We start from the raw sequence: 22,593 nt of genomic DNA, 5'->3' as shown, positions 1-22,593 counted from the left end.
CCTGATTACTTCGCGTTAGAACGGTAAGCTTCGATCAGTTCGATAAAGTGATCGAACAGCGGCGCCGCATCGTGCGGGCCTGGGCTCGCTTCGGGGTGTCCCTGGAAGCTAAAGGCCGGTTTATCGGTGCGATGAATACCTTGCACAGTCTGGTCGAACAGCGACACATGCGTAACACGCAGATTCGCCGGCAACTGGCTGTCATCAACGGCAAAACCATGGTTCTGCGCGGTAATCATCACCGTGTTGTTATCCAGGTCTTTCACCGGATGGTTGCCGCCGTGATGACCAAGCTTCATCTTAATGGTCTTAGCACCGCTGGCCAGCGCCAACAGCTGATGGCCGAGGCAAATACCGAACACGGGAATATCGGTTTTCAGGAACGCCTGAATGGCGTTGATGGCGTAATCGCACGGTTCCGGGTCACCCGGGCCGTTTGACAAGAAGATGCCATCGGGATTGAGTGCCAGCACCTCTTCAGCGCTGGTTTTCGCTGGGACAACCGTCAGGCGGCAGCCGCGATCCACCAGCATGCGCAGAATGTTGCGCTTCGCACCAAAGTCATAAGCAACAACATGGAATGGCAGCTCTGCGGCAGTTTTCTGCTCTGGCAGATCACCTTCCAGCGTCCAGCTACCCTGTTGCCACGCGTAGGTTTCCGCGGTGGTCACTTCTTTTGCCAGATCCATGCCTTTCAAACCCGGGAACGCCTGTGCCTTTTGTAGCGCCAGTGCGGCGTCTGGGTTATCCCCTGCAATGATGCAGCCACTCTGTGCGCCCTTCTCACGCAGCAAACGGGTCAGTTTGCGCGTATCAATATCGGCGATGCCCACAATGTTATTGCGCTGCAAGTAAGCTGACAGGCTCTCTTCACTACGGAAGTTGCTGGTGATCAGCGGCAGGTCGCGAATGACAAGGCCTTGAGCATGGATTTGGCTGGATTCTTCATCGGCGGCGTTAACGCCAACATTGCCGATATGGGGATAAGTAAGGGTAACGATTTGGCGGGAATAGGAAGGATCAGTGAGGATTTCTTGATAACCAGTCATTGACGTATTGAAAACGACTTCCCCCACTGCCGACCCCGTTGCCCCGATGGCCCGACCGTGGAATTGGGTTCCGTCTTCCAGAACCAAGAGCGCTGACTTAATCAAAACATCCTCCAGGGAATAAACAGTCACAATATTTGCATATTAATTCAAAATACATGCCCGAATCAATGCAAAATCCGCCTGACTGCTCGAATTTTGGCAAATTGCGCGCATTCTAATGATCGACCTGCAGCTTGTCTACCCTGAGTGGTTATTTTTTTGTATTTTTAGCGCACTTGAATGTTAAAAACTGAGAAAGGCGATAAAAGAGTAAGGAAACTGGGAAAAATAAACGGTTGCTGAGCGGAAATAATCGGAAATTCGTGCTACACCGCATAAATTTTTGACCAAATGGTCAAAATTGGCATCATTTTGAATAAAAATAGATCGCAAACTCATTAAAACAATGACCTCAGCCAATTAAGAAGCCCAAACCATCATTTTAAAGACAAAATAAAGGGCAATGAAAACATTGCCCTATTCAATCAACATCTTACCGATTGAAATAACCACATCACGATGGTTCACAACACTCACAACATCGATAAATCCAGCACATCACGCATATCATAAAGGCCAGATTTCTTAGTCTTTAGCCAACTTGCCGCTTTAACCGCGCCATTTGCGAAGGTCATACGGCTGGAGGCCTTGTGGGTAATCTCTACGCGCTCACCAATATCGGCAAACATAGCAGTGTGTTCACCTACGATATCGCCAGCGCGCACCGTGGCAAAACCAATGGTTTGCGCTTTACGCTCACCGGTATGGCCTTCCCGCGCGTAGACCGCGTGTTCGTCCAGTTTCCAGTTCATCGCATCGGCAATCGCTTCACCCATTGCCAAGGCTGTACCTGATGGTGCATCAACTTTATGACGATGGTGCGCTTCAACGATTTCAATATCGGCATAGTCGCCCATCACCTTCGCCGCCTGCTGTAACAGGTTCAGCACCAGGTTGACGCCCACGCTGAAGTTGGCGGCGAACACGATGCCAATCTCTTCCGCCGCAGCGCGAATCGCGTCTTTTCCTGCTTCATCAAACCCAGTGGTGCCAATCACCATCGCCTTTTTGTGCTCACGGCAGAACGCCAGATACTCCAGCGTGCCTTCCGGGCGGGTAAAGTCGATCAGCACATCGAAATCATCTACCACTTTCAGCAAATCGTCGGTCAGGGTCACACCGATTTTACCGATGCCCGCCAACTCTCCAGCATCAGTCCCCAGCAGCGAAGAACTGCTACGGGCCAAAGCGGCGCCTAAGGTTACGCCTTCCGCCTGCTGCGCGGCCTGAATCAAATTGCGTCCCATGCGGCCCGGCGCACCAACGATAGCAATGCGGATATCACTCATATTTATTCATTCCTGATACAAATCTATGCATGCAAAGCGTAAACAGGTTAACGGTCAGATAACAGTCACGCCACAATAAAAAAGGGATAATAAGAATTTTACGCCAGCCGCCAAACATTATCAGTAATTGCAATCCCACCTGCTGGAAGTGGTCTTTGGCATGGCGACAGACAAAGAAAAGGCCGAACAATGTCGGCCTGATTGTGAAACAGCGGTTGTCATCGCTTACTGCACGTTGCGCACTTCGACGCGCAGCTCTTTCGGTACTTCAAACACGATATTCTCTTCACGGCCAATCAACTCGATGGCTGCTTCACCGCCCAGTTCACGCAGGCGTTGAATCACCTGCTGCACCAGAATATCAGGCGCTGAGGCACCGGCTGTCACACCAATGATCTGTTTGTCTTTCACCCACTCTTCCTGGATGTCATCCGCTGAATCAATCAGCTTCGCCAGTTTCCCTGCACGCTGTGCCAACTCAGCCAGGCGATTAGAGTTAGAGGAGTTTTTCGAACCGACCACCAGTACCACTTCAGCATCACGCGCCAATACACGCACCGCTTCCTGACGGTTGGTCGTGGCATAACAGATATCATCTTTGCGCGGCCCGATAATCGCCGGGAAGCGCTGGCGCAGTGCATCGATCACGTCCGAGGTATCGTCAACCGACAGCGTGGTCTGCGTCATAAAGCACAGATTGCCTTCATCTTTGACGCTCAGCTTAAACACATCTTCCGGCGACTCCACCAGATACATGCCACCCTTAGGGTTGTTGTACTGCCCCATGGTGCCTTCCACTTCTGGATGACCGGCATGACCAATCAGAATGGCTTCAACACCTTTACGGCTGGCACGTGCGACTTCCATATGCACTTTGGTCACCAGCGGGCAGGTGGCATCAAACAGCATGGTGAGGTTACGTGCTTTGGCTTCAGCACGAACGGCCTGAGAAACCCCGTGCGCTGAGAAGATCAGGATGGCGTTATCGGGCACTTCGCTGATCTCTTCGATAAAGATCGCGCCGCGCTCACGCAGGCTGCTCACCACGTAGCGGTTGTGCACCACTTCATGACGCACGTAGATAGGCGCGCCGTACATCTCCAGCGCGCGCTCCACGATACTGATGGCGCGATCCACGCCAGCACAGAAACCGCGAGGGTTAGCTAACAGGATTTGCATCACTACCCTCCAGTACCGGATCAATCTCCAGCACTTCAATTTCAAACTGAATGCGCTGACCGGCCAGCGGATGGTTGAAATCAACGGTGATTGAGTCACCGGAAACTTCACGGATTACGCCGGGCATTTCACTGCCACCCCGACCGCTGAACAGCATGATGGCCCCGACTTCCGGCTCACCTGCATCCTTGAAATCACGACGCGAAAAGTACTGGATCAGGTCCGGGCTGGTGCCACCAAAGGCATCATCCGGTGCCAGTGTAAAGGTGTGCTTATCACCGACTTTACGCCCAAGCAGTTCCTTTTCTAACGCACCAGACAGGCTGCCATCACCCAGACGGAACAGCGCTGGTTTGCCGTTGGCGCGCGTGGATTCGGCGGTTGAGCCATCTTCCAGCTTCAATGTGAAATGCACCAGCAACGCGCTATCGCGCTGAACGGAGTCCATCATCTGTTGTTACCCTTTCTCTTTGACCTGTTTATCTTTCGGCGTAAGGAAACCTTCCAACACCACCAAGGCAGCACCGATGCAAATTCCGCAGTCGGCGATATTAAAGGTGGCGAAGTGCCAGTCGCCGACATAGAAGTCGATGAAATCGACCACGAAGCCGTGATAAGCACGATCAAACAGGTTTCCCAACGCTCCGCCGATAATCAGCGCATAAGCAATATTAGTTAATTTGTTGCTGGCGCGGTTGCGATACATCATCACCACCAGCGACACGACAATCGCAATCGCGATGCCGGCAAAGAACCAGCGCTGCCAGCCGCCTTTGTCCGCCAGGAAACTGAACGCCGCGCCATAGTTGTGCGCGTAGAACAGATTCAAAAACGGTATCAGCGGCTTGGTCTCGTGCAGCATCATGTTGTTCATGATCCACTGCTTGCTGGCGAAATCGATCACGATCACCACCAGCACCAGCCACAACCAACGCAATCCGGTAGAGCAGAGTTTACTCATCAGGCAAATTTCCGCACTTCACCGTTGCCGGCTACGTTGGTGTAACAACGACCACAGACCGCAGCATGCTCCGGATTCTGGCCAACGTCGGTAGTGTAATGCCAGCAGCGCGGACATTTCTCGCCTTCTGCTTTATGCAGCGCAATTTTCAGACCTTTCAGTACTTCGCTCTGCTGCGCTTCAACACTCGCGGTAGCGTAATCGGCCACGATCGCGCCTGACGTCAGCAACACAAAGCGCAACTCATCGCCTAATGCCTGCAACTTGGCCGCCAGCTCAGCGTCTGCGTACAGCGTGACGGTGGCTTCCAGTGCACCGCCGATGCGCTTGTCGCTACGTGCCTGCTCGATCACTTTGTTGACTTCACCGCGCACTTTCAGCAGGTCATCCCAGTAAGCATCGTTCAGAGCTTCGTTATCGGCCAGATCAAACAGACCTTGGTACCACTCTTCGGTGAACACGTATTTCGCGCGATCGCCCGGCAGGTAGCCCCAGATCTCATCGGCCGTGAAGGACATGATTGGTGCCATCCAGCGTACCAGCGCTTCAGCGATGTGCCACAGCGCGGTCTGGCAGCTGCGACGCGCCAGGCTGTCACCTTTAGCGGTGTACTGGCGATCTTTGATCACATCCAGATAGAACGAGCCCATTTCGATGGAGCAGAAATGCATCAGACGCTGCACCACTTCGTGGAAATCGTAGTTGTCATAAGACTGGACGATATCTTGCTGGGCTGCCAGCGCACGGCCAACGGCCCAACGATCCACTACTACCATCTCTTCTGGCTTCACGCAATCAGTGGCCGGGTTAAAGCCTGCGAGGTTAGCCAACAGGAAGCGCGCGGTGTTACGGATACGACGATAGCTGTCCGCCGCACGCTTCAGGATTTCATCGGAAACCGCCATTTCACCGGAGTAATCGGTTGAGGCCACCCACAGACGCAGAATGTCCGCGCCGAGTTTGTCCATCACGTCTTGTGGTGCCACGGTGTTACCGATGGATTTCGACATCTTGCGGCCCTGACCATCCACGGTGAAGCCGTGCGTCAGTACCTGACGATAAGGCGCTTTGCCTTTCATCGCCGTAGATATCATCAGAGAAGACATGAACCAGCCGCGATGCTGATCGGAACCTTCCAGATACATATCCGGCGTATGGCCGCCGAATTCAGGGCGCGCATCCACCACGGAATAGCTGGTTGATCCAGAGTCGAACCACACATCCAGCGTATCCGGCACTTTGACGTAGTTGTCTGCGTCATCGCCCATCAGATCGCGTGGATCGAGATCCCACCAAGCCTGAATACCATCCTGCTCAACGCACTTGGCCACTTTCTCCATCAGCTCAAGCGTATCTGGATGCAGCTGCTCGGTCTCTTTGTGTACGAACAGCGCCATTGGCACGCCCCACGTACGCTGACGTGAGATACACCAGTCAGGACGATTCGCCACCATCGCTTCGATACGCGCCTGGCCCCAGTCTGGGATCCACTGCACGCCTTTGATCTCTTTCAGCGACTGCGCACGCAGACCTTTCTGATCCATGCTGATGAACCACTGCGGGGTCGCGCGGAAGATGATCGGCGTTTTATGACGCCAGCAATGCGGATAGCTGTGCAGCAGTTTCTCAACGTGCAGCAGTGCACCTTTTTCTTTTAACAGCTCAACGATCATGTCGTTGGCTTTAAACACATTTACGCCATCCAGCGTTGGATAAGTACCTGGCAGATACGCGCCATCTGGACCCACTGGGTTAGCGGTTTCCAGACCGTATTTCTGACCAATCACATAGTCATCCGGACCGTGGCCAGGTGCGGTATGTACCGCACCGGTACCCGCTTCCAGCGTCACGTGCTCGCCTAACACCACTTTGGATTGAATCTGCTCAAGGAATGGATGCTGGAACAGCTGCAGCTCAAGCGCGGCACCGTTGCATTCGCCCAGTACCGTCCACTCAGCGATGCCCGCGCGCTTCATCACGCTCTCAACCATCTCTTTAGCGAGGATCAGGCTACGACCTTCGATCTGCAGCAGCTGGTATTCGAACTCTGGATGCAGAGAGATACCGCGGTTAGCTGGCATGGTCCACGGCGTAGTGGTCCAGATCACCAGTGAAACCGGACCTTCTGAGGCTGCAACACCAAACTTGGCACGCACCGCGTCCGCATCGACGGCGTTGAACATCACATCGATAGAAGGAGAGGTTTTGTCGTAATACTCGACTTCAGCTTCAGCCAGCGCTGAGCGGCAATCCATGCACCAGTGCACCGGCTTCGCACCTTTGTGCAGATGGCCGTTGCCGATGATTTTACCCAGCGCACGAATGATGTTGGCTTCAGTTTTGAAGTTCATGGTCAGGTACGGACGATCCCAGTCACCCAGCACGCCCAGACGGATGAAGTCTTTCTTCTGACCTTCAACCTGCTCTGCGGCATAGTTGCGGCAGGCTTCACGGAACTCCGCGGCGCTGACTTTCTCGCCCGGCTTACCGATCATCTGCTCAACTTTGTGCTCAATCGGCAGACCGTGGCAGTCCCAACCTGGCACATACGGCGAGTCATATCCCGCCATGCCTTTCGACTTAACGATAATGTCTTTCAGAATCTTGTTAACGGAGTGACCAATATGAATGCTGCCGTTCGCATAAGGAGGGCCATCATGCAAAATAAAGGTTTTTTTCCCTTTTTTGGCTTCGCGGATGATGCCGTACAGGTTGTCATCATACCAACGTTGCAGCATTCCCGGTTCGCGTTTGGCCAGATCGCCACGCATCGGGAACCCCGTTTCCGGCAAATTCAGGGTAGATTTATAGTCACTCATCAGATTCTCGGTTCCGTATTTCGGTCATTAAGCCGGTGCGTTAAGCCCAAAGAATTGGCGGGCCGTCACCACATCTTTCGCAATTTGTTCTTTCAGCGCGTCCAGCGAAGCGAAACGCTGTTCGTCGCGAATCTTCTGTTTCAGCACCACATCAATGTGATGCCCATAGAGATTCATATGTGTGTCAAGCAGGTGAACTTCAAGCTGCTGACGCAGACCTTTTACCGTCGGACGTGTGCCAATGTTAGCCACGCCGGGAATGGGTTGGTCACCCAGGCCTAAAACTTCAACCGCAAAAACCCCCTTCACCGGCGTTACCGTGCGGCGTAAAGGAATATTCGCGGTGGGAAAACCAATCGTGCGGCCCAGTGCATCACCGTGCACCACGCGGCCTGAAATGCTGAACGGATGGCCCAACAGCGCCTGTGCCTGCGCAAAATCATCCTGCGCCAGCGCCTGTCGTACCGCAGTGCTGCTGATACGTTTGCCGCCATCACAATAAGACTGGGTGCTGATGACTTCGAAGCCATACTCGACACCGGCTTTCTGTAATAACAGGAAATCCCCCTGGCGACCAGCGCCAAAGCGGAAATCATCCCCCACTGCGAGGAACTTCACATCGAGCTTATCCACCAACAGTTCGGCAATAAAACTTTGTGCGGAGTGCGCGGCAAAGCGGCGATCAAAACGGACACAGAGCACGGCATCAACGCCAGCCTGTTCGAGATACTTTAGTTTTTCGCGCAAACGCGTCAGGCGCGCTGGCGCTTTATCACCAGCAAACAACTCAAGCGGTTGCGGCTCAAACAGCATCACCACCACCGGCAGGTTGCGTTTACGTCCCTCAGCAATCAATTCCGCCATCAAAGCCTGATGGCCGCGATGGACGCCGTCGAAATTGCCAATGGTCAGGACGCAGCCGCGATGCTGCTCTTTCAGATTATAAATACCGCGGATAAACTTCATGGCTGACTCAAACCGGTGGAAATCGGCGGATTATACCCTTGAATGGCCCTCAGGTTAACCCGTATACGTGCCTTTCCTGTGTATGGTGCAGCTTAAAGCGCACGCAACCCATTGCTCAGGCAGGTAATGAAGATTTTTAGTGCGAAATACTGTATTCAGCGACGGGTTGCTGGTAGAATCCTGCGCCATCAATTACGTAATCAAGCGCCGTTGCTAAAACGACGCTTATTTGCACAAATCCATTGACAAAAGAAGGCGCAAAAGGCATAGTCCTCGGCCTTTGATTTGTCCATATAGATCACATTTGGGAGTTGGACCTTGGCTAATATCAAATCAGCTAAGAAACGCGCCGTAACATCTGAGAAACGTCGCAAGCATAACGCAAGCAACCGTTCAATGATGCGTACTTTCATCAAGAAAGTATACGCGGCTATCGCAACAGGCGACAAAGCTGCTGCGCAGAACGCATTCAACGAAATGCAACCAATCGTGGACCGTCAGGCTGCTAAAGGTCTGATCCACAAAAACAAAGCTGCACGCCATAAAGCAAACCTGGCTGCACAGATCACCAAACTGGCTTAATCGCCTGTTAGGTTATCGCTTTGTCGAAAGAACCGGCGCTTAGCCGGTTTTTTTATGCCTGCTATTTCGCATTAAACAAGTCGCTGAAATCCCGATTGCAGATGCGCTGCACCGCCGGATGTTGAATCATGCGCTCGGCAAAGATCACGTGATACTCCTCCATGACCGCCTCTAACCGCCCTATCTCACGAATCGAATTGTCGTGATACCTCTCTGAGCCGTACAGCGTCGGCGCCACGAAAATCGCGTTGTTTTGCGCGCCAAAGGCCTTCATTAATGCCGCATCATCAAACTCACCGAGAACCTCGACCTGCAATCCCTGATGGTGAATCCAGTTCAGTAACTTGCGCCCCAACATCGATCGACGCCCCGGGAGCAGCAAACGGCGCTGCTCTAAGCAAGCGGGAAACGGGCGATCCGGTAGGGGGTCGTTGCACCAGAAGCTGATAGGGCACTCCCCGAGCTTCACCGAAAACAGCCCTTCCTGTTGCGTCGAGTCGATGGGGCAATCAGAGAGGATCATATCCAGCTTGTGCTGGCTTAACTGCTCCAGCAGCATCTCGTGCGTTGACTCAAAACAGCGCAGATGAATGCTCTCATCCGAGACCACAGCCGCTTCCAGTACTTTGCTCACTAATTGCTTGGACAGCGCATCCGCCACGCCCACATCAAACAGCACGTGAGACTCTTTGCGGTAGTTAACGATATCCAGCATCTCCTGGCTGAGCATGAACATGCGATCGGCATAGCGAAACACAAGCTGACCCAGCTCGTTAGGCACTAAACCGCGCCCTTGTCGACGAAACAGCGCGCCCCCTAACTGCAACTCCAGTGCTTTGATTTGCCCGGTGACCGTTTGTGGTGTGAGGCACAGTACATCGGCGGCACGCACCACCGAGCCGGTTTTACACACCTGCCAGAAATAATAGAGATGATTAAAGTTGAGCTGATTCATCATAAAAAAAGGAGGCTTTCGCCTCCTTCCCTGTTAGCGCAGTTTGATGCGCAGCAGTGTGTAGCCAATCACTGCCGACAACAGCGAACCACTGAGAATACCGAGTTTGGAGAAGGTCACCAGTTGCTCATGAGCGGCATCAAAGGCCAGCGAGCTAATAAATATCGACATGGTGAAACCAATGCCACAGAGCACGCCAATCGCCATGATATCGCGGATTCTGGTGCCGTTCGGCAACACGGCCAGCCGCCACTTCACCGCCAGCCAGCAGAACAGCGTAATACCTAATGGCTTACCAATTAGCAGACCAAGAATAATACCCAGTGGCTCCGGTGACAGCACATCACCAAAGGTAATGCCGCTCAACGAAATCCCGGCGTTGGCAAAGGCGAACAGCGGCAGAATCAACCAGTTCACCCACGGCATCAATCCGTGTGCCAAATGCTCTGCAGGCGAGTGGCCCTCCTTCTCTTCCAGTGGCACAAAGAAGCCGACAATCACACCCGCCAGCGTGGCATGGACACCCGATTTCAGCACCGCCGTCCACAGCACGATACCCACCAGCATATAGACTGCGATGTTACGCACGCCGCAGCGATTCAGGATCGCTAACAACACAACCGCGCCTGCCGCCACGCTAAGCGACAGCACAGAAAGATCGCTGGTATAGAACAGCGCGATAATCACGATAGCGCCGAGATCGTCAATAATCGCCAGTGCCATCAGGAAGACTTTCAGCACTGTAGGTACACGGCTGCCCAGCAACGCCAGCACACCGAGCGCAAAGGCAATATCGGTTGCGGTCGGAATCGCCCAGCCATTACGCGCGATCTCGTCACCGTGGTTGAAGTAGAGGAAAATCAATGCGGGCGCGACCATGCCGCCAAGTGCCGCAATCACCGGGAAGATGGCGCGATCACGGCTTGCCAGTTCACCGGTGATCAGCTCACGTTTGACTTCCAAACCAATCACCAGGAAAAACAGCGCCATCATGGCATCGTTAATCCACAGCAACAGGTTTTTGCTAATATCCAACGCGCCGAAGCGAATTTGCACCGGCTCCGCCAACAGCGATTGATAGCCTTGCGCGGTAGAAGGATTATTCGCGAGAATCATGGCCGCTACAGCAGCCAGAATTAATACAATGCCGGTGCTGGCATCGCTGGAGATAAAGCTTTTCAACAAGCTTCGAATACTACGAGGTTTGTTCACAACTCCTCCTGAGCAGGACAATTTTGACGGCTAGTGTAGCGGCGGACATACCTCGTTAAAAGCAGCTTATGTCTCGTTTATAGATCGGAAAAATCGATCTATTAACGTGCAGGCATAAAAAAAGCGGAGAGTCTCCTCTCCGCTTCATTGTGAACCACCATCCCGATTAACGAGTCAGATCGTCAAAGAACTTTTTCACACCGTCAAAGAAACTCTTGGAGCGCGGGCTATTTTTCTCACCCGTTGGGCCACCAAAGCTCTCTTCCAGTTCACGCAACAGCGCTTTCTGTTTGTCGTTGAGGCTAACCGGAGTTTCCACCACCACACGACACAGTAAGTCACCCACTGCACCGCCACGCACCGATTTCACGCCTTTACCGCGCATGCGGAACAGCTTGCCGGTTTGGGTTTCCGACGGCACTTTCAACTTAACTCGGCCATCCAGGGTCGGTACTTCAATCTCACCACCCAGCGCGGCCATGGCAAAGTTGATCGGCACTTCGCAGTACAGGTTGTTATCTTCACGCTCGAAGATTGGGTGTTTCTTCACTGAAACCTGAACGTAGAGATCGCCTGCTGGTGCACCGTGCTCACCGGCTTCACCTTCACCGCTCAGACGAATACGGTCACCGGTGTCAACGCCTGCCGGAATTTTCACCGACAAGGTTTTCTGACGCTCCACGCGACCATGGCCGTGACAGGCGTTGCAAGGATCTTTGATCACGGAACCCCGACCGTGACAGGTCGGACACGCCTGCTGCACGGTAAAGAAGCCCTGGCGCATCTGCACCTGGCCCGCACCATGACAGGTCGAACAGGTCTGTGGCTGCGTACCCGCTTTGGCACCGCTGCCGTGGCAAACGTCGCACTCTTCCAGGGTTGGAATGCGGATCTCTTTGGTCACGCCGCGTACCGCTTCTTCCAGCGACAGCTCCATGTTGTAGCGTAAATCGGCGCCACGGGCAGCACGCTGACGGCGTCCACCACCAAAAATATCGCCAAATACGTCGCCAAAGATATCGCTAAAATCAGCACCGCCGCCGCCGAAGCCACCGCCACCAAATCCACCGCCGCCCATGCCACCTTGTTCAAAGGCTGCATGACCATACTGGTCATAGGCCGCACGCTTTTGCGCATCGGTCAGGATCTCGTAGGCTTCTTTGATCTCTTTAAACTTCGCTTCGGCTTCTTTATTGTCCGGATTGCGATCCGGATGGTATTTCATCGCCAGGCGCTTATAGGCCTTTTTGATTTCACGCTCATCTGCGGATTTAGAGACGCCTAAGATCTCGTATAAATCACTCTTAGCCATATTTGTTCTGCCCTTAACATGATCGCACGGGCGTGGAGAGATCTCCTACGCCCGTGCTGGTTTCAACGACTGTCAGGCCAGCCGTTGTGCCCGGTCAGGGGCAATTATTTTTTGTCTTTAACTTCTTCGAATTCAGCATCGACAACATCGTCATCTTTCTTTGCTGAAGCGTCGCCCGCATCTGCTGCGCCCGCCTGGCCTTGCTGCTGTGCCAGTTCCATCAGTTTGCTTGAAACTTCCATCAGAGCCTGCATTTTGGCTTCGATGTCTGCTTTGTCTTCGCCTTTCAGCGCGGTGTTCAGCTCGGTCAGTGCAGACTCGATCGGTGCTTTGTCTTCAGCAGACAGTTTGTCACCGGCTTCATCCAACTGCTTACGGGTGCTGTGAGCAATCTGGTCACCCTGGTTACGGGTCTGTACCAGCTCTTCGAACTTACGGTCAGACTCAGCGTTAGCTTCCGCGTCACGCACCATTTTTTCGATCTCTTCTTCGTTCAAACCTGAAGAAGCTTTGATGGTGATCTTCTGCTCTTTACCGCTGTTTTTGTCTTTCGCAGACACGTGCAGGATACCATCGGCATCGATATCGAAGGTGACTTCGATCTGCGGCATACCGCGCGGTGCAGCCTGAATACCGTCGAGGTTGAACTGGCCCAGTGATTTGTTATCACCCGAACGCTTACGCTCACCCTGCAGCACGTGAATGGTCACGGCAGACTGGTTATCTTCAGCGGTTGAGAACACCTGGCTGTGCTTGGTTGGGATAGTGGTGTTCTTGCTGATCAGCGCCGTCATCACGCCGCCCATGGTTTCGATACCCAGTGACAGTGGGGTAACGTCCAGCAACAGAACATCTTTCACTTCACCCGCCAATACCCCCCCCTGAACCGCAGCACCAACAGCCACCGCTTCATCTGGGTTCACGTCTTTACGTGGCTCTTTACCAAAGAATTCGGTCACTTTGGCTTGAACCATTGGCATACGTGTCTGACCACCGACGAGGATCACGTCGTTGATGTCAGAAACAGACAGACCTGCATCCTGCAGCGCAACTTTCAGTGGCTCGATAGAGCGGGTCACCAGATCTTCAACCAGTGATTCCAGTTTCGCACGGGTCACTTTGATGTTCAGGTGCTTAGGACCGGTCGCATCTGCAGTGATGTACGGCAGGTTGACGTCGGTCTGCTGTGCAGAAGACAGTTCAATTTTCGCTTTCTCAGCGGCTTCTTTCAGACGCTGCATTGCCAGCGGATCGTTGTGCAGATCGATGCCCTGATCTTTCTTGAATTCTGCCACCAGGTAGTTGATCAGACGGCTGTCGAAGTCTTCACCACCGAGATGAGTATCACCGTTGGTTGCCAGAACTTCGAAGGTCTTTTCGCCATCTACTTCATCGATTTCGATGATAGAGATATCGAAAGTACCACCGCCCAGGTCGTATACCGCGATAGTGCGGTTGCCCTGGCCTTTATCCAAACCGTAAGCCAGTGCCGCTGCGGTTGGTTCGTTGATAATACGTTTTACGTCCAGACCCGCGATACGGCCGGCATCTTTGGTTGCCTGACGCTGTGCATCGTTGAAGTAAGCTGGAACAGTGATAACCGCTTCGGTTACCGCTTCACCGAGGAAATCTTCCGCGGTTTTCTTCATTTTTTTCAGCACTTCTGCAGAGATCTGCGGCGGTGCCATTTTCTGGCCTTTCACGTCCAGCCATGCGTCGCCGTTATCAGAACCGATGATTTTGTACGGCATGATTTTGATATCACGCTGCACTTCTTCGTCCTGGAAACGACGACCAATCAAGCGTTTGATTGCGAACAGGGTATTCTGCGGGTTAGTCACCGCCTGACGTTTAGCCGGCTGACCAACCAGAGTTTCGCCATCCTGTGTATATGCAATAATTGACGGTGTGGTGCGATCGCCTTCGGCGTTTTCAAGCACACGTGCTTTACCACCATCCATAACCGCAACACATGAGTTGGTTGTACCCAAGTCAATACCAATAATCTTACCCATCTAAACGTCTCCCACTTAAATTCTTGTCAATTAGCGTTGTTAGCAGAGATGCGGCCAAACTGGCTTTTTTCAACTGCTGTGTCAGGCATTTTTTTGCTGCCTGACATCACTCGATGACAACTAAATGGGGCCGCTTCAGAGCGCATCAAGGGTTAAAACTAAAATAATTTTAAAAAAATGCGGAAATGAAAAAGGCGCTTACGCGCCTTTGATTACACATTCACTTGATTCAGTATGGATTCGCGCTGCTTTTCACTCTGCAACCAGAGTCCAACCAATAGGCCAATCAGTGCCAGCGCCAGCACATACCATGCTGGAGCCATCGGCGTTAGCTGCATCATTAACGTCACGCTGATTGGCGTCAGACCACCGAAAATCGCATAGGCCACATTGTAAGAGAAGGAGATGCCGGTGAAACGTACCGCTGCCGGGAAGGCTTTAACCATCACAAAGGGCACCACACCCACCACGCCAACACTCAATCCCGCCAGTCCATACCAGACAAACAGCATCTCCGGTGAACCACCGAGTTGATGGAAGAAGTTCCAGCTAAAGATAGCGAGCAGCAAAGAGCCGATAATCAGCGTCAGCGGAGCACCAAAGCGATCCACCAGCCAGCCCGCTATCACACAGCCAAACAGCAGCATAATGGTGGCGACACTGTTGGCTTGCAGACTTAATGCCGCAGGGATGCCATGCTGTTTCTGCATCAAGGTTGGCGCCATCAGAATGACAACGACAATACAGGCAGAGAGCAGCCAGGTCAGCAACATTGAGATCACAATACCGCGTTTGTGGCTAGCGAGGATGGTTTGCAGCGGCAGCTTTTCAGACAGCGCTTTGCGCTGCTGCATCTGCTGAAACACTGGCGTTTCGTGCAGCCAACGGCGCAGATACATCGCCAGTAAACCAAACAGGCCACCGAGGAAGAATGGAATGCGCCAGCCGTGATCGCGAATCGCAGCCGGTGAAAGTGTGGTGTTCAGCACCGTCGCCACCAGCGAGCCGAGTAAAATTCCGGCAGTTAACCCGGCGGTCAGCGTGCCACAGGCAAAGCCGATGCGTTTTTCCGGCACATGTTCCGCCACGAAGACCCACGCACCTGGCACCTCTCCACCAATCGCGGCACCTTGCAGTACGCGCATCAGCAGCATCAGTAACGGCGCGGCGATACCGATGCTGGCATAGGTCGGCAGTGCCCCCATCGCCAGCGTCGGCAGTGCCATCAGCAGAATACTCAGGCTAAACATCTTCTTGCGCCCGACTTTGTCACCAAAGTGCGCCATGACAATGCCGCCTAATGGACGCGCCAGATAACCGGCGGCAAAAATGGCAAACGTCTGAACCTGACGCAGCCACTCTGGGATGTCGGGTGGGAAGAACAGCTCGCCAATCACGGCAGCAAAGAAAACGAAAATAATAAAATCGTAGAATTCCAGCGCCCCACCAAGAGCAGCCAGCGACAGAGTTTTGTAATCCTGTCCGTTAAGTCGACGCGTCGTATGTGCATCCATCATCGTGCGGTATCCAGAGGCAAATTCAGAATAGTTGTAAAGCTGGCCTTACTATACCGTCAATAATTTGCCACACCAGTATCGCTAGATTTTATGCCTCAAAACGGTGATTTTCAGACGTTTGTCTCACGACGTGCGCTTTTAGGGCGGAATGCTGCTACCACTTCAGGATTGGTCTCCACATAGGGCCCTTCCAGCAACTGTAAACAATAAGGTACAGCCGCGAAAATGCCGGGCACTTTTACTGTGCCATCTTCCGCTTTCAGTCCTTCAAGGGTTTCTTTAATGGATTTTGGCTGCCCCGGCAGATTGAGGATCAGAGACTGCTTACGGATCACCCCTACCTGGCGCGAGAGAATCGCGGTGGGCACAAATTGCAGGCTGATTTGGCGCATCTGTTCGCCGAAGCCCGGCATTTCACGGTCGGCCACCGCCAAAGTGGCATCGGGAGTGACATCACGGCGCGCCGGTCCGGTTCCGCCGGTGGTCAGCACCAGATGGCAAAACAGCTCATCGACCAGTTCGCAGATGGCCTGCTCAATCATTGGCTGCTCATCTGGCACCAGACGGGTTTCGATTTCAAACGGCGTGGTCAGCGCGGCAGCAAGCCAACTCTCCAGTGCCGGGATGCCCTGATCCTGATAAATGCCGTTAGCAGCACGGTCGGAAACGGAGATTAATCCAATACGTAAAGTATCCATTGAGTTATCGCTGTGGTTGACCGCAAGGCGGCAAAAAAAGGGGGATGCAAAGAGGATAATACAAAGCGGAGGCGAGGGAAAAGCGTAATACCGTGGCGACCGGTGCCGCCACGGCCAATCACCTTACAGCAGTTCGGCGATCATCTTCTCAAGTTTGCCCTGGTCGATGGCAAAGTTGCGGATACCTTCAGCCAGTTTGGTCACGGCCATTGGATCCTGGTTGTGCTGCCAGAAGAACTCAGCTTCGGTCATTTTCGCTCGACGCGCTTTGACTTCACCGGTGTAGCTCAGTTTGCGCTCAACCGCACCTTCGCTCTCTGCCAGCTCTTTCAGCAGGTTCGGTGAGATGGTCAGACGGTCACAACCGGCCAGCTCAATGATCTCGCCGACGTTACGGAAGCTGGCACCCATTACCACAGTTTCATAACCGTGCTGCTTGTAGTAGCTGTAAATTTCAGAAACAGACACTACGCCTGGATCTTCGTGCGCAGCGTACTCTTTCTTGTCGGTGTTCTGCTTGTACCAGTCGAGGATACGGCCCACGAATGGTGAGATCAGGAACACACCCGCTTCTGCACATGCACGCGCCTGCGCGAAGGAGAACAGCAGGGTCAGGTTACAGTTGATGCCTTCTTTTTCCAGCTGCTCAGCAGCACGGATGCCCTGCCAGGTTGAAGCCAGTTTGATCAGGATACGGTCGTTGCTGATGCCCGCATCGTTGTACAGTTTGATCAGGCTACGCGCCTTCGCGATGCTCGCTTCGGTGTCGTAAGAGAGACGTGCGTCAACTTCAGTAGAAATACGGCCTGGGATCAGTTTCAGAATTTCCAGACCAATGTTAACGGCCAGCTTGTCAGAAACCAGTGCCAGCTGCTCTTCTTTGTTGCTGCTCTGCTGACGTGCCCAGGTAATGGCTTCGTCAATCAGTTTGCGGTATTCAGGGATTTGAGCGGCGTTGAGGATCAAAGAAGGGTTGGTGGTCGCATCTTGCGGCTGATAAAGCTTCATCGCCGCGATATCACCGGTGTCGGCGACCACAGTAGTCAGCTGACGCAAGGAAGTAAGTTTGTCCGTCATGGTTCTCTTTCTCTTAGGTTGACTGTCAGGGTGTAAAAGGCTGTTGGGATAATATCACGCACAAATCAGTGCGCAACATCACGAAGTGCCTCATTACGATAGCGCCGACAAATGGGAGTGATTTGCCGATCCGTGCAGCTTTTTTGCTACACTCGTCGCAACTTAATTCCCACCAATCCCCTGTAAACAGGCGGGTCAACAAGGACAAACACGATGCTGATGGTTATCTCGCCAGCGAAGACACTGGATTTTGAAAGCCCGCTGGCGACACAGCGCTTTACGCAGTCAACCCTGTTAGAAAAATCACAACAGCTGATCGATGTTGCGCGCGATCTCTCACCCGCGCAGATCAGTTCGCTGATGGGCATCAGCGACAAACTGGCGCATCTGAATGCCGATCGCTTTAACCAGTGGCAGCCGCCCTTCACGCTCGACAATGCACGTCAGGCGATTCTGGCGTTTAAAGGTGATGTCTACACCGGTTTGCAGGCAGAGACGTTCAGTGAGGCAGATTTTGATTTCGCTCAGCAGCACCTGCGCATGCTGTCTGGTTTATACGGCGTGCTGCGCCCGCTGGATTTGATGCAGCCTTACCGTCTGGAGATGGGCATCAAGTTGGCCAACCCGGCAGCGAAAGATCTCTACGGTTTCTGGGGCGATTTACTGACGCAGAAGCTCAATGACGCGATGGCCGAGCAAGGCGATGAGGTGCTGATCAACCTGGCGTCCGATGAGTACTTCAAAGCGGTGAAGCCGAAGCAGTTGAACGGAGCGTTGATCAAGCCGGTGTTCCTTGATGAGAAGAACGGCAAGTTTAAGGTCATCAGCTTCTACGCTAAGAAAGCGCGTGGATTGATGAGCCGATTCGTGATTCAAAACCGCCTGAGCAAGCCAGAGCAGCTTAAAGAGTTTGATGTGGATGGCTACTTCTTTGCAGCTGACGAGAGCAAGGGTAACGAGCTGGTGTTTAAGCGCCGCGAGCAGTAGTCTGGCGCGCACATTCTGTACTCATGGAAAGCAGGTCGCCCCCATGGCGACCTGAACGAACCACCGACAGTTAACCGTAGCGGCGTGACTTATCACGCTTGCCTTTAGCGCAAATGCCCTTTCTGCCGTAGATGGCGCACCAGCACGCGGCCTTCGGGCATAAACTCGGTGCCAAAGCGCACCAGTCCCACCTGCTTCAACTCAGCTTCTAACGTATAGCGCAGATGTCCCGGTGTGCGCTGTTCCATTAAGGTCAGCTGGACCTCTTTAAGGCGGGGCTCATATTTCAGCAGCGTGTAGCGCAGGATCGCCATCAGCCGATGCGCGGTAGCGGGCAATCCCTGCAGGATCACACTCATGTCCGGCAGGCCATAATCAGGCAGATGCGCCAGCGATCCGGCGCGGCTGTTAAGAATACGCTGCATGTTATCCAGCACCGACAGGATCACCTGCTCCCGCTCATCCACCTGATTCAGATCTAACTCCCCCTCAAAGTTGAAGGAGAGCATTTCATACAGCGAAGGATTCATCGCTATTCCTTGTGCTTCAGCGCTAAATCGCCATTGCCTAGCACGATCACTCGCGCATCATCGGCGTCGAGATCGTTGCGATCCAGCACTAAACGCCAGCTGTTCTTTTGCAAATCAGGCGAGCGGAACAAGCCGACCACGGCAACGTATTTGGCCTCTTTATCCATCGGCACATCCAGTGACACGCTGCCGCCCGGCATCACAGTCACATCCCGCTGCGCCAGCAGGTCGCCTTTTAACGTGCTATCCGCCTGGGTTAACAGCGTCTGATAATCGGCTTTATCAAACGCCTGACGATCCTTCAGCTGATAGACCCGCAGTAGCGTGGCGAGTGGCACATCACCTTCATCGCTGTTAACGCCACTGCGCGTGGTGAAATCGAGATGCAGCGTAGTGATCTTCTTATAGAAGATGGAACGCGTCATTGAAGCCGTGCCTTCGGAAACGCTCTGCGTTAAACCACAACCGCTAAGCAGTGCCGCGCCAATCATCGTGACTGCCGCGAATTTAAAATTGATAACCGCCATCAATGGCCTCTCGTTGAACAGGATTAGGAGTCAGTCCCTGGTAGACATCCAGGTTTATCGTGATGTTGTCTGGCAGCGATGCCGGCTTACGTTTGGCGCTGAAGCCCAGAATCGCGCTGCGCCCCAACTGCACATGGTGACGCTGCAGCCGGGCATCGGGCAGTACACTGTGCGGTAACGTCAGCTGGAGTTTGGCGCTGCAGCGCCAGCCAAGGTAAACCCGCAGTAGCACCAGCAGGTCGCTGTGCAGTTGACCGCCGGGTTGCCAGCCGCGCGCCTCTTCGGCATCAGCGGTATAGAGCTTGAGCAGCAGCTGGCTGTTGGCATCGACGCCCACTTTGCCCAGCACCTGGCGCTGTGACAGTAAGGTGCGCCGCTGCGGATTAAAGCTGGCGGGTTGCGCCAGCGGCACCGATTGCGGCCAGTGGGCGATCACCCGCGCACGCGTATGCGGGGCCAGCAGCGTCACCAGCGACTGCACACCTTCAGCGGTGCGCGTTGGCAATCGCATGGTGCTGAGGAGCGCAAGAAAGCGCGACATGGGCGTGGCGATCTTGCGGGCCGATCCCGGAATGCCCAGGCCGATCAACCCCAGCAAACACTGTGAGGTGGCATCGCTGCCGCCCGCTTCATAGCTGGCGGGATAAGAGTATTTGCGCCAGATGCGATAAAACTGCGTCAGCATGCGGTGGTTGAAAATATCCAGAAAGCCTTCAATCGCCTGATGCCCTTCGCGCCGCTGGGCAATGTCATCGAGATAGCGCGTGGGTAGTGGCGAGTCCACGCCGTATAAGCCCAGGAAGGTGGTGCGCACCGAAGGCAACTGATCGGGGGTTTCTCCCCACTCGACACGTTTCATCTCACTGCTGGGAAAGCCCATACCCGGATGCGGTCGAAAACGCAGCGGATCGTCAGCGGGCGATGAGGTCGATCCCAGTGGCGCAGCACCGGCGTTGGCATTTTCCACCAACTGGCAGAAACGATAAAAATTGGTTTTGTGGATCACCGGCGCGACCCGCGCAATCACCCCGGAATGCGCTGACTGTGATTCTCTTTCCATCGCAGGCATCGTCCTCCTGGTTGCAATATCAAGGTCAACTGATTGAAAAGATGGATATCAGCGTAACGTGCAAAGAACTGATTCAGCATCTCGCCAAACAAGCAGATATCGCCCTCGCCGCTGAAGCCATCACTGTTGAGGGTCACTTCGATATCCACGCCGCGTAGCAAGAAGCCCTGTTCAAAGCGCTGAATCAGATGATGTTTCACTTCCACAATGGCTTCCAGACGGCGACGGTTCATCTCGCTGTCGGTCCAGTCATACAGCGCCAGCGTGCCGCGAAGCACTTCGGCATTGTCCATCATGCTGAGGAAGTTCGATCCCAGGTGACTCAGAATGCGCCAGTGAAAACGATCTTCTGCCGGTGGGTAGCATGGCAGCGTAGGCGCGCAGAGATTTTGCACCCGCAGCGGCACCTGGGTAGTTTGCAACGCGGTGTCGAGTAAGGTGCTGCGCAGCGCTTTGCGCGGTAACTGACCGTTGGTGCCGGTGATGCGCAGCGACAGGGTTTCGCCCGCCTGTTGCTTGTCGTCCTCAAACGCGTCGCCACCGAGAATGATCCAGGTATCGTGCAAACCGGATGGCCCGCGTCGCACGCGCGTGTGGAAATAACGCTCTGGCGCATTGTGCCGTAGCATCCCGCCACGATGGCGGAAGCTGGTGAAAGGCACATACTCCTGCTCGTTGGCACGTTTAGAGGATCGTACTGAATCCACCGAATAAATTTCGGTGTGCCCATCCTGCACGCGCAGTGGCCGCAGCAAGTACTCGTTTTCCAGCCCGGTGATGGTGAGCGGATCAGCATCCATCGTGAACAGATTCACCACGGGCACACAGTGCAGGCGGAAGCTGTCGCGGTTAAATGGCAGGTCATACTGCCAGTGCTCGCTCAATACAATATCGATTTCGAACCACGGCAATGAGGCGGGCAGCAGCACCTGTTCGAGGCCATTAAGCGCCACAAACATAAACTTCTCGCGAAAGGTGAAGTACTCCAACAGCAGTTGGTAGCCGCTAAATGCGGTGTCGCTTTTCGGCCACAGACAGTCTTCTGAGGCAAAACCCTTTGGCGAAAAATATCCGTTCAGTCGACGACGATCCGGTACTGGCTGTCCGGGGTAGCGCAGATAAATCGCGTGGGTCTGTCGGGTCAGCGCCAGGTGCAGTGCAGAAGACACGGGCGTATCGGCATTGAGATAGAGTGGCAAAGCGCTCAAATCCACTTCACGCCAGTCTGCTAAAGCACTGCAATCAAAGCGCAGACGGATCATCGAACGTCCATCTGCCTCGGTTTGTAGCGAGGCATCGCTCAGCGTCAGCGGATTGAGGGTCATGGGCTGCGTGGTGCGATAACGACAACGCGTCCCTTTGCTGCCCACCGGTTGCGACATCACTTCAAAGCCGCTGTCGAGGGTTTCACTGACTTTCATCGCCCGGTGCTGCGGCGCCAGTTCGACAATTGATAAAGATGGAATGGTACGCAGATAGTGCGGCCACAACAGGCTGACCAACCCTTCGGTGAGTTCTGGCAGGTCATCATCCAGCTTCTCTCTCAGCCGGCCCATTAAAAAGGCAAAACCTTCAAACAGACGTTCCACGTAAGGGTCGCGGTCACCCACTTTGTCCAGATTCAGCATCGCGGCACGATCGGGATGCGCTTGGGCAAACTCGTGTGCGGCCTCTTTCAGATAACGCATTTCCGCTTCGTAATAGCGCAGCGTTAAGTCATCCATGTAAACCTCATTGGTTCTTGTCG

General features: G+C 53.8%; 20 protein-coding genes. 2 read left to right on the top strand and 18 right to left on the bottom strand.

Features of this window, described 5'->3' with window-relative positions; genetic code table 11:
• Positions 1 to 5 precede the first annotated feature (5 nt).
• The 7 genes from carA to ribF all read right to left on the bottom strand — a co-directional run bounded on the left by carA (position 6) and on the right by ribF (position 8,365).
• A complete protein-coding gene (gene carA / locus ACPUC8_RS08170) occupies positions 6 to 1,154 on the bottom strand; it encodes a glutamine-hydrolyzing carbamoyl-phosphate synthase small subunit (RefSeq protein ID WP_039329402.1) in 1,149 nt (382 codons plus the stop codon).
• A gap of 470 nt (positions 1,155 to 1,624) precedes the next feature.
• Positions 1,625 to 2,440, bottom strand: a complete 816-nt coding sequence (dapB, locus tag ACPUC8_RS08165; RefSeq protein WP_494926014.1) for a 4-hydroxy-tetrahydrodipicolinate reductase — start codon at positions 2,438 to 2,440, stop codon at positions 1,625 to 1,627.
• A gap of 225 nt (positions 2,441 to 2,665) precedes the next feature.
• The gene (gene ispH / locus ACPUC8_RS08160; RefSeq protein ID WP_039329407.1) at positions 2,666 to 3,619 is read right to left on the bottom strand and encodes a 4-hydroxy-3-methylbut-2-enyl diphosphate reductase; all 954 of its coding nucleotides are present in this window, start codon (positions 3,617 to 3,619) and stop codon (positions 2,666 to 2,668) included.
• Entirely contained in the window at positions 3,600 to 4,070 is a 471-nt protein-coding gene (gene fkpB, locus ACPUC8_RS08155) for an FKBP-type peptidyl-prolyl cis-trans isomerase (RefSeq protein WP_039329409.1), read from the bottom strand. Before fkpB ends, ispH begins: the two co-directional genes overlap by 20 nt.
• Positions 4,071 to 4,076: 6 nt before the next feature.
• Positions 4,077 to 4,580 carry a signal peptidase II gene (gene lspA, locus ACPUC8_RS08150; protein WP_039329411.1) on the bottom strand — a complete coding sequence of 168 codons (504 nt, stop codon included), beginning with the start codon at positions 4,578 to 4,580 and terminating at the stop codon, positions 4,077 to 4,079.
• Positions 4,580 to 7,399, bottom strand: a complete 2,820-nt coding sequence (gene ileS, locus ACPUC8_RS08145) for an isoleucine--tRNA ligase (RefSeq protein ID WP_039329413.1) — start codon at positions 7,397 to 7,399, stop codon at positions 4,580 to 4,582. Before ileS ends, lspA begins: the two co-directional genes overlap by 1 nt.
• Positions 7,400 to 7,426: 27 nt before the next feature.
• Positions 7,427 to 8,365 carry a bifunctional riboflavin kinase/FAD synthetase gene (gene ribF, locus ACPUC8_RS08140; protein WP_039329415.1) on the bottom strand — a complete coding sequence of 313 codons (939 nt, stop codon included), beginning with the start codon at positions 8,363 to 8,365 and terminating at the stop codon, positions 7,427 to 7,429.
• Positions 8,366 to 8,683: 318 nt separating this feature from the next.
• Between ribF and rpsT the strand changes: the two genes are divergently transcribed.
• Positions 8,684 to 8,947, top strand: coding sequence for a 30S ribosomal protein S20 (gene rpsT / locus ACPUC8_RS08135; protein ID WP_034826107.1), 264 nt, complete (start codon positions 8,684 to 8,686; stop codon positions 8,945 to 8,947).
• A gap of 61 nt (positions 8,948 to 9,008) precedes the next feature.
• Here rpsT and nhaR read toward each other — a convergent pair whose 3' ends face one another.
• The 7 genes from nhaR to tal form a co-directional block, all read right to left on the bottom strand.
• Positions 9,009 to 9,902 carry a transcriptional activator NhaR gene (nhaR, locus tag ACPUC8_RS08130; RefSeq protein WP_494926057.1) on the bottom strand — a complete coding sequence of 298 codons (894 nt, stop codon included), beginning with the start codon at positions 9,900 to 9,902 and terminating at the stop codon, positions 9,009 to 9,011.
• Between the two features lie 33 nt (positions 9,903 to 9,935).
• Entirely contained in the window at positions 9,936 to 11,114 is a 1,179-nt protein-coding gene (gene nhaA / locus ACPUC8_RS08125; RefSeq protein WP_039329419.1) for a Na+/H+ antiporter NhaA, read from the bottom strand.
• A 166-nt stretch (positions 11,115 to 11,280) separates the two neighbouring features.
• The gene (dnaJ, locus tag ACPUC8_RS08120; protein WP_039329421.1) at positions 11,281 to 12,426 is read right to left on the bottom strand and encodes a molecular chaperone DnaJ; all 1,146 of its coding nucleotides are present in this window, start codon (positions 12,424 to 12,426) and stop codon (positions 11,281 to 11,283) included.
• 104 nt (positions 12,427 to 12,530) lie between these two features.
• Positions 12,531 to 14,441, bottom strand: a complete 1,911-nt coding sequence (gene dnaK / locus ACPUC8_RS08115; RefSeq protein WP_039329423.1) for a molecular chaperone DnaK — start codon at positions 14,439 to 14,441, stop codon at positions 12,531 to 12,533.
• A gap of 212 nt (positions 14,442 to 14,653) precedes the next feature.
• Positions 14,654 to 15,955, bottom strand: a complete 1,302-nt coding sequence (locus ACPUC8_RS08110) for an MFS transporter (protein WP_039329574.1) — start codon at positions 15,953 to 15,955, stop codon at positions 14,654 to 14,656.
• Between the two features lie 113 nt (positions 15,956 to 16,068).
• Positions 16,069 to 16,656, bottom strand: coding sequence for a molybdopterin adenylyltransferase (mog, locus tag ACPUC8_RS08105; protein WP_039329424.1), 588 nt, complete (start codon positions 16,654 to 16,656; stop codon positions 16,069 to 16,071).
• Positions 16,657 to 16,779: 123 nt separating this feature from the next.
• Positions 16,780 to 17,733: a transaldolase gene (gene tal, locus ACPUC8_RS08100; RefSeq protein ID WP_494926013.1), complete on the bottom strand. Its 954-nt coding sequence runs from the start codon at positions 17,731 to 17,733 to the stop codon at positions 16,780 to 16,782.
• Between the two features lie 213 nt (positions 17,734 to 17,946).
• On the opposite strand from tal, the gene yaaA reads away from it, so the two are divergent.
• Positions 17,947 to 18,720, top strand: a complete 774-nt coding sequence (yaaA, locus tag ACPUC8_RS08095; RefSeq protein ID WP_039329428.1) for a peroxide stress protein YaaA — start codon at positions 17,947 to 17,949, stop codon at positions 18,718 to 18,720.
• Positions 18,721 to 18,824: 104 nt separating this feature from the next.
• On the opposite strand, the gene tssE is transcribed toward yaaA, so the two are convergent.
• Genes tssE through tssF form a run of 4 tightly spaced genes read right to left on the bottom strand, consistent with a single transcriptional unit; the run spans position 18,825 to position 22,570 of the window.
• Entirely contained in the window at positions 18,825 to 19,250 is a 426-nt protein-coding gene (gene tssE / locus ACPUC8_RS08090; protein WP_182059038.1) for a type VI secretion system baseplate subunit TssE, read from the bottom strand.
• 2 nt (positions 19,251 to 19,252) lie between these two features.
• Entirely contained in the window at positions 19,253 to 19,777 is a 525-nt protein-coding gene (tssJ, locus tag ACPUC8_RS08085; RefSeq protein ID WP_039329430.1) for a type VI secretion system lipoprotein TssJ, read from the bottom strand.
• Complete coding sequence (tssG, locus tag ACPUC8_RS08080; RefSeq protein ID WP_039329576.1) at positions 19,758 to 20,837, bottom strand: type VI secretion system baseplate subunit TssG; 1,080 nt, start codon at positions 20,835 to 20,837, stop codon at positions 19,758 to 19,760. Before tssG ends, tssJ begins: the two co-directional genes overlap by 20 nt.
• Entirely contained in the window at positions 20,801 to 22,570 is a 1,770-nt protein-coding gene (gene tssF, locus ACPUC8_RS08075) for a type VI secretion system baseplate subunit TssF (protein ID WP_039329432.1), read from the bottom strand. Before tssF ends, tssG begins: the two co-directional genes overlap by 37 nt.
• Between the last annotated feature and the right edge of the window lie 23 nt (positions 22,571 to 22,593).

The organism is Pantoea sp. CFCC18177 (assembly GCF_059412425.1).
This window is presented reverse-complemented; position numbering and strand designations above follow the sequence as displayed.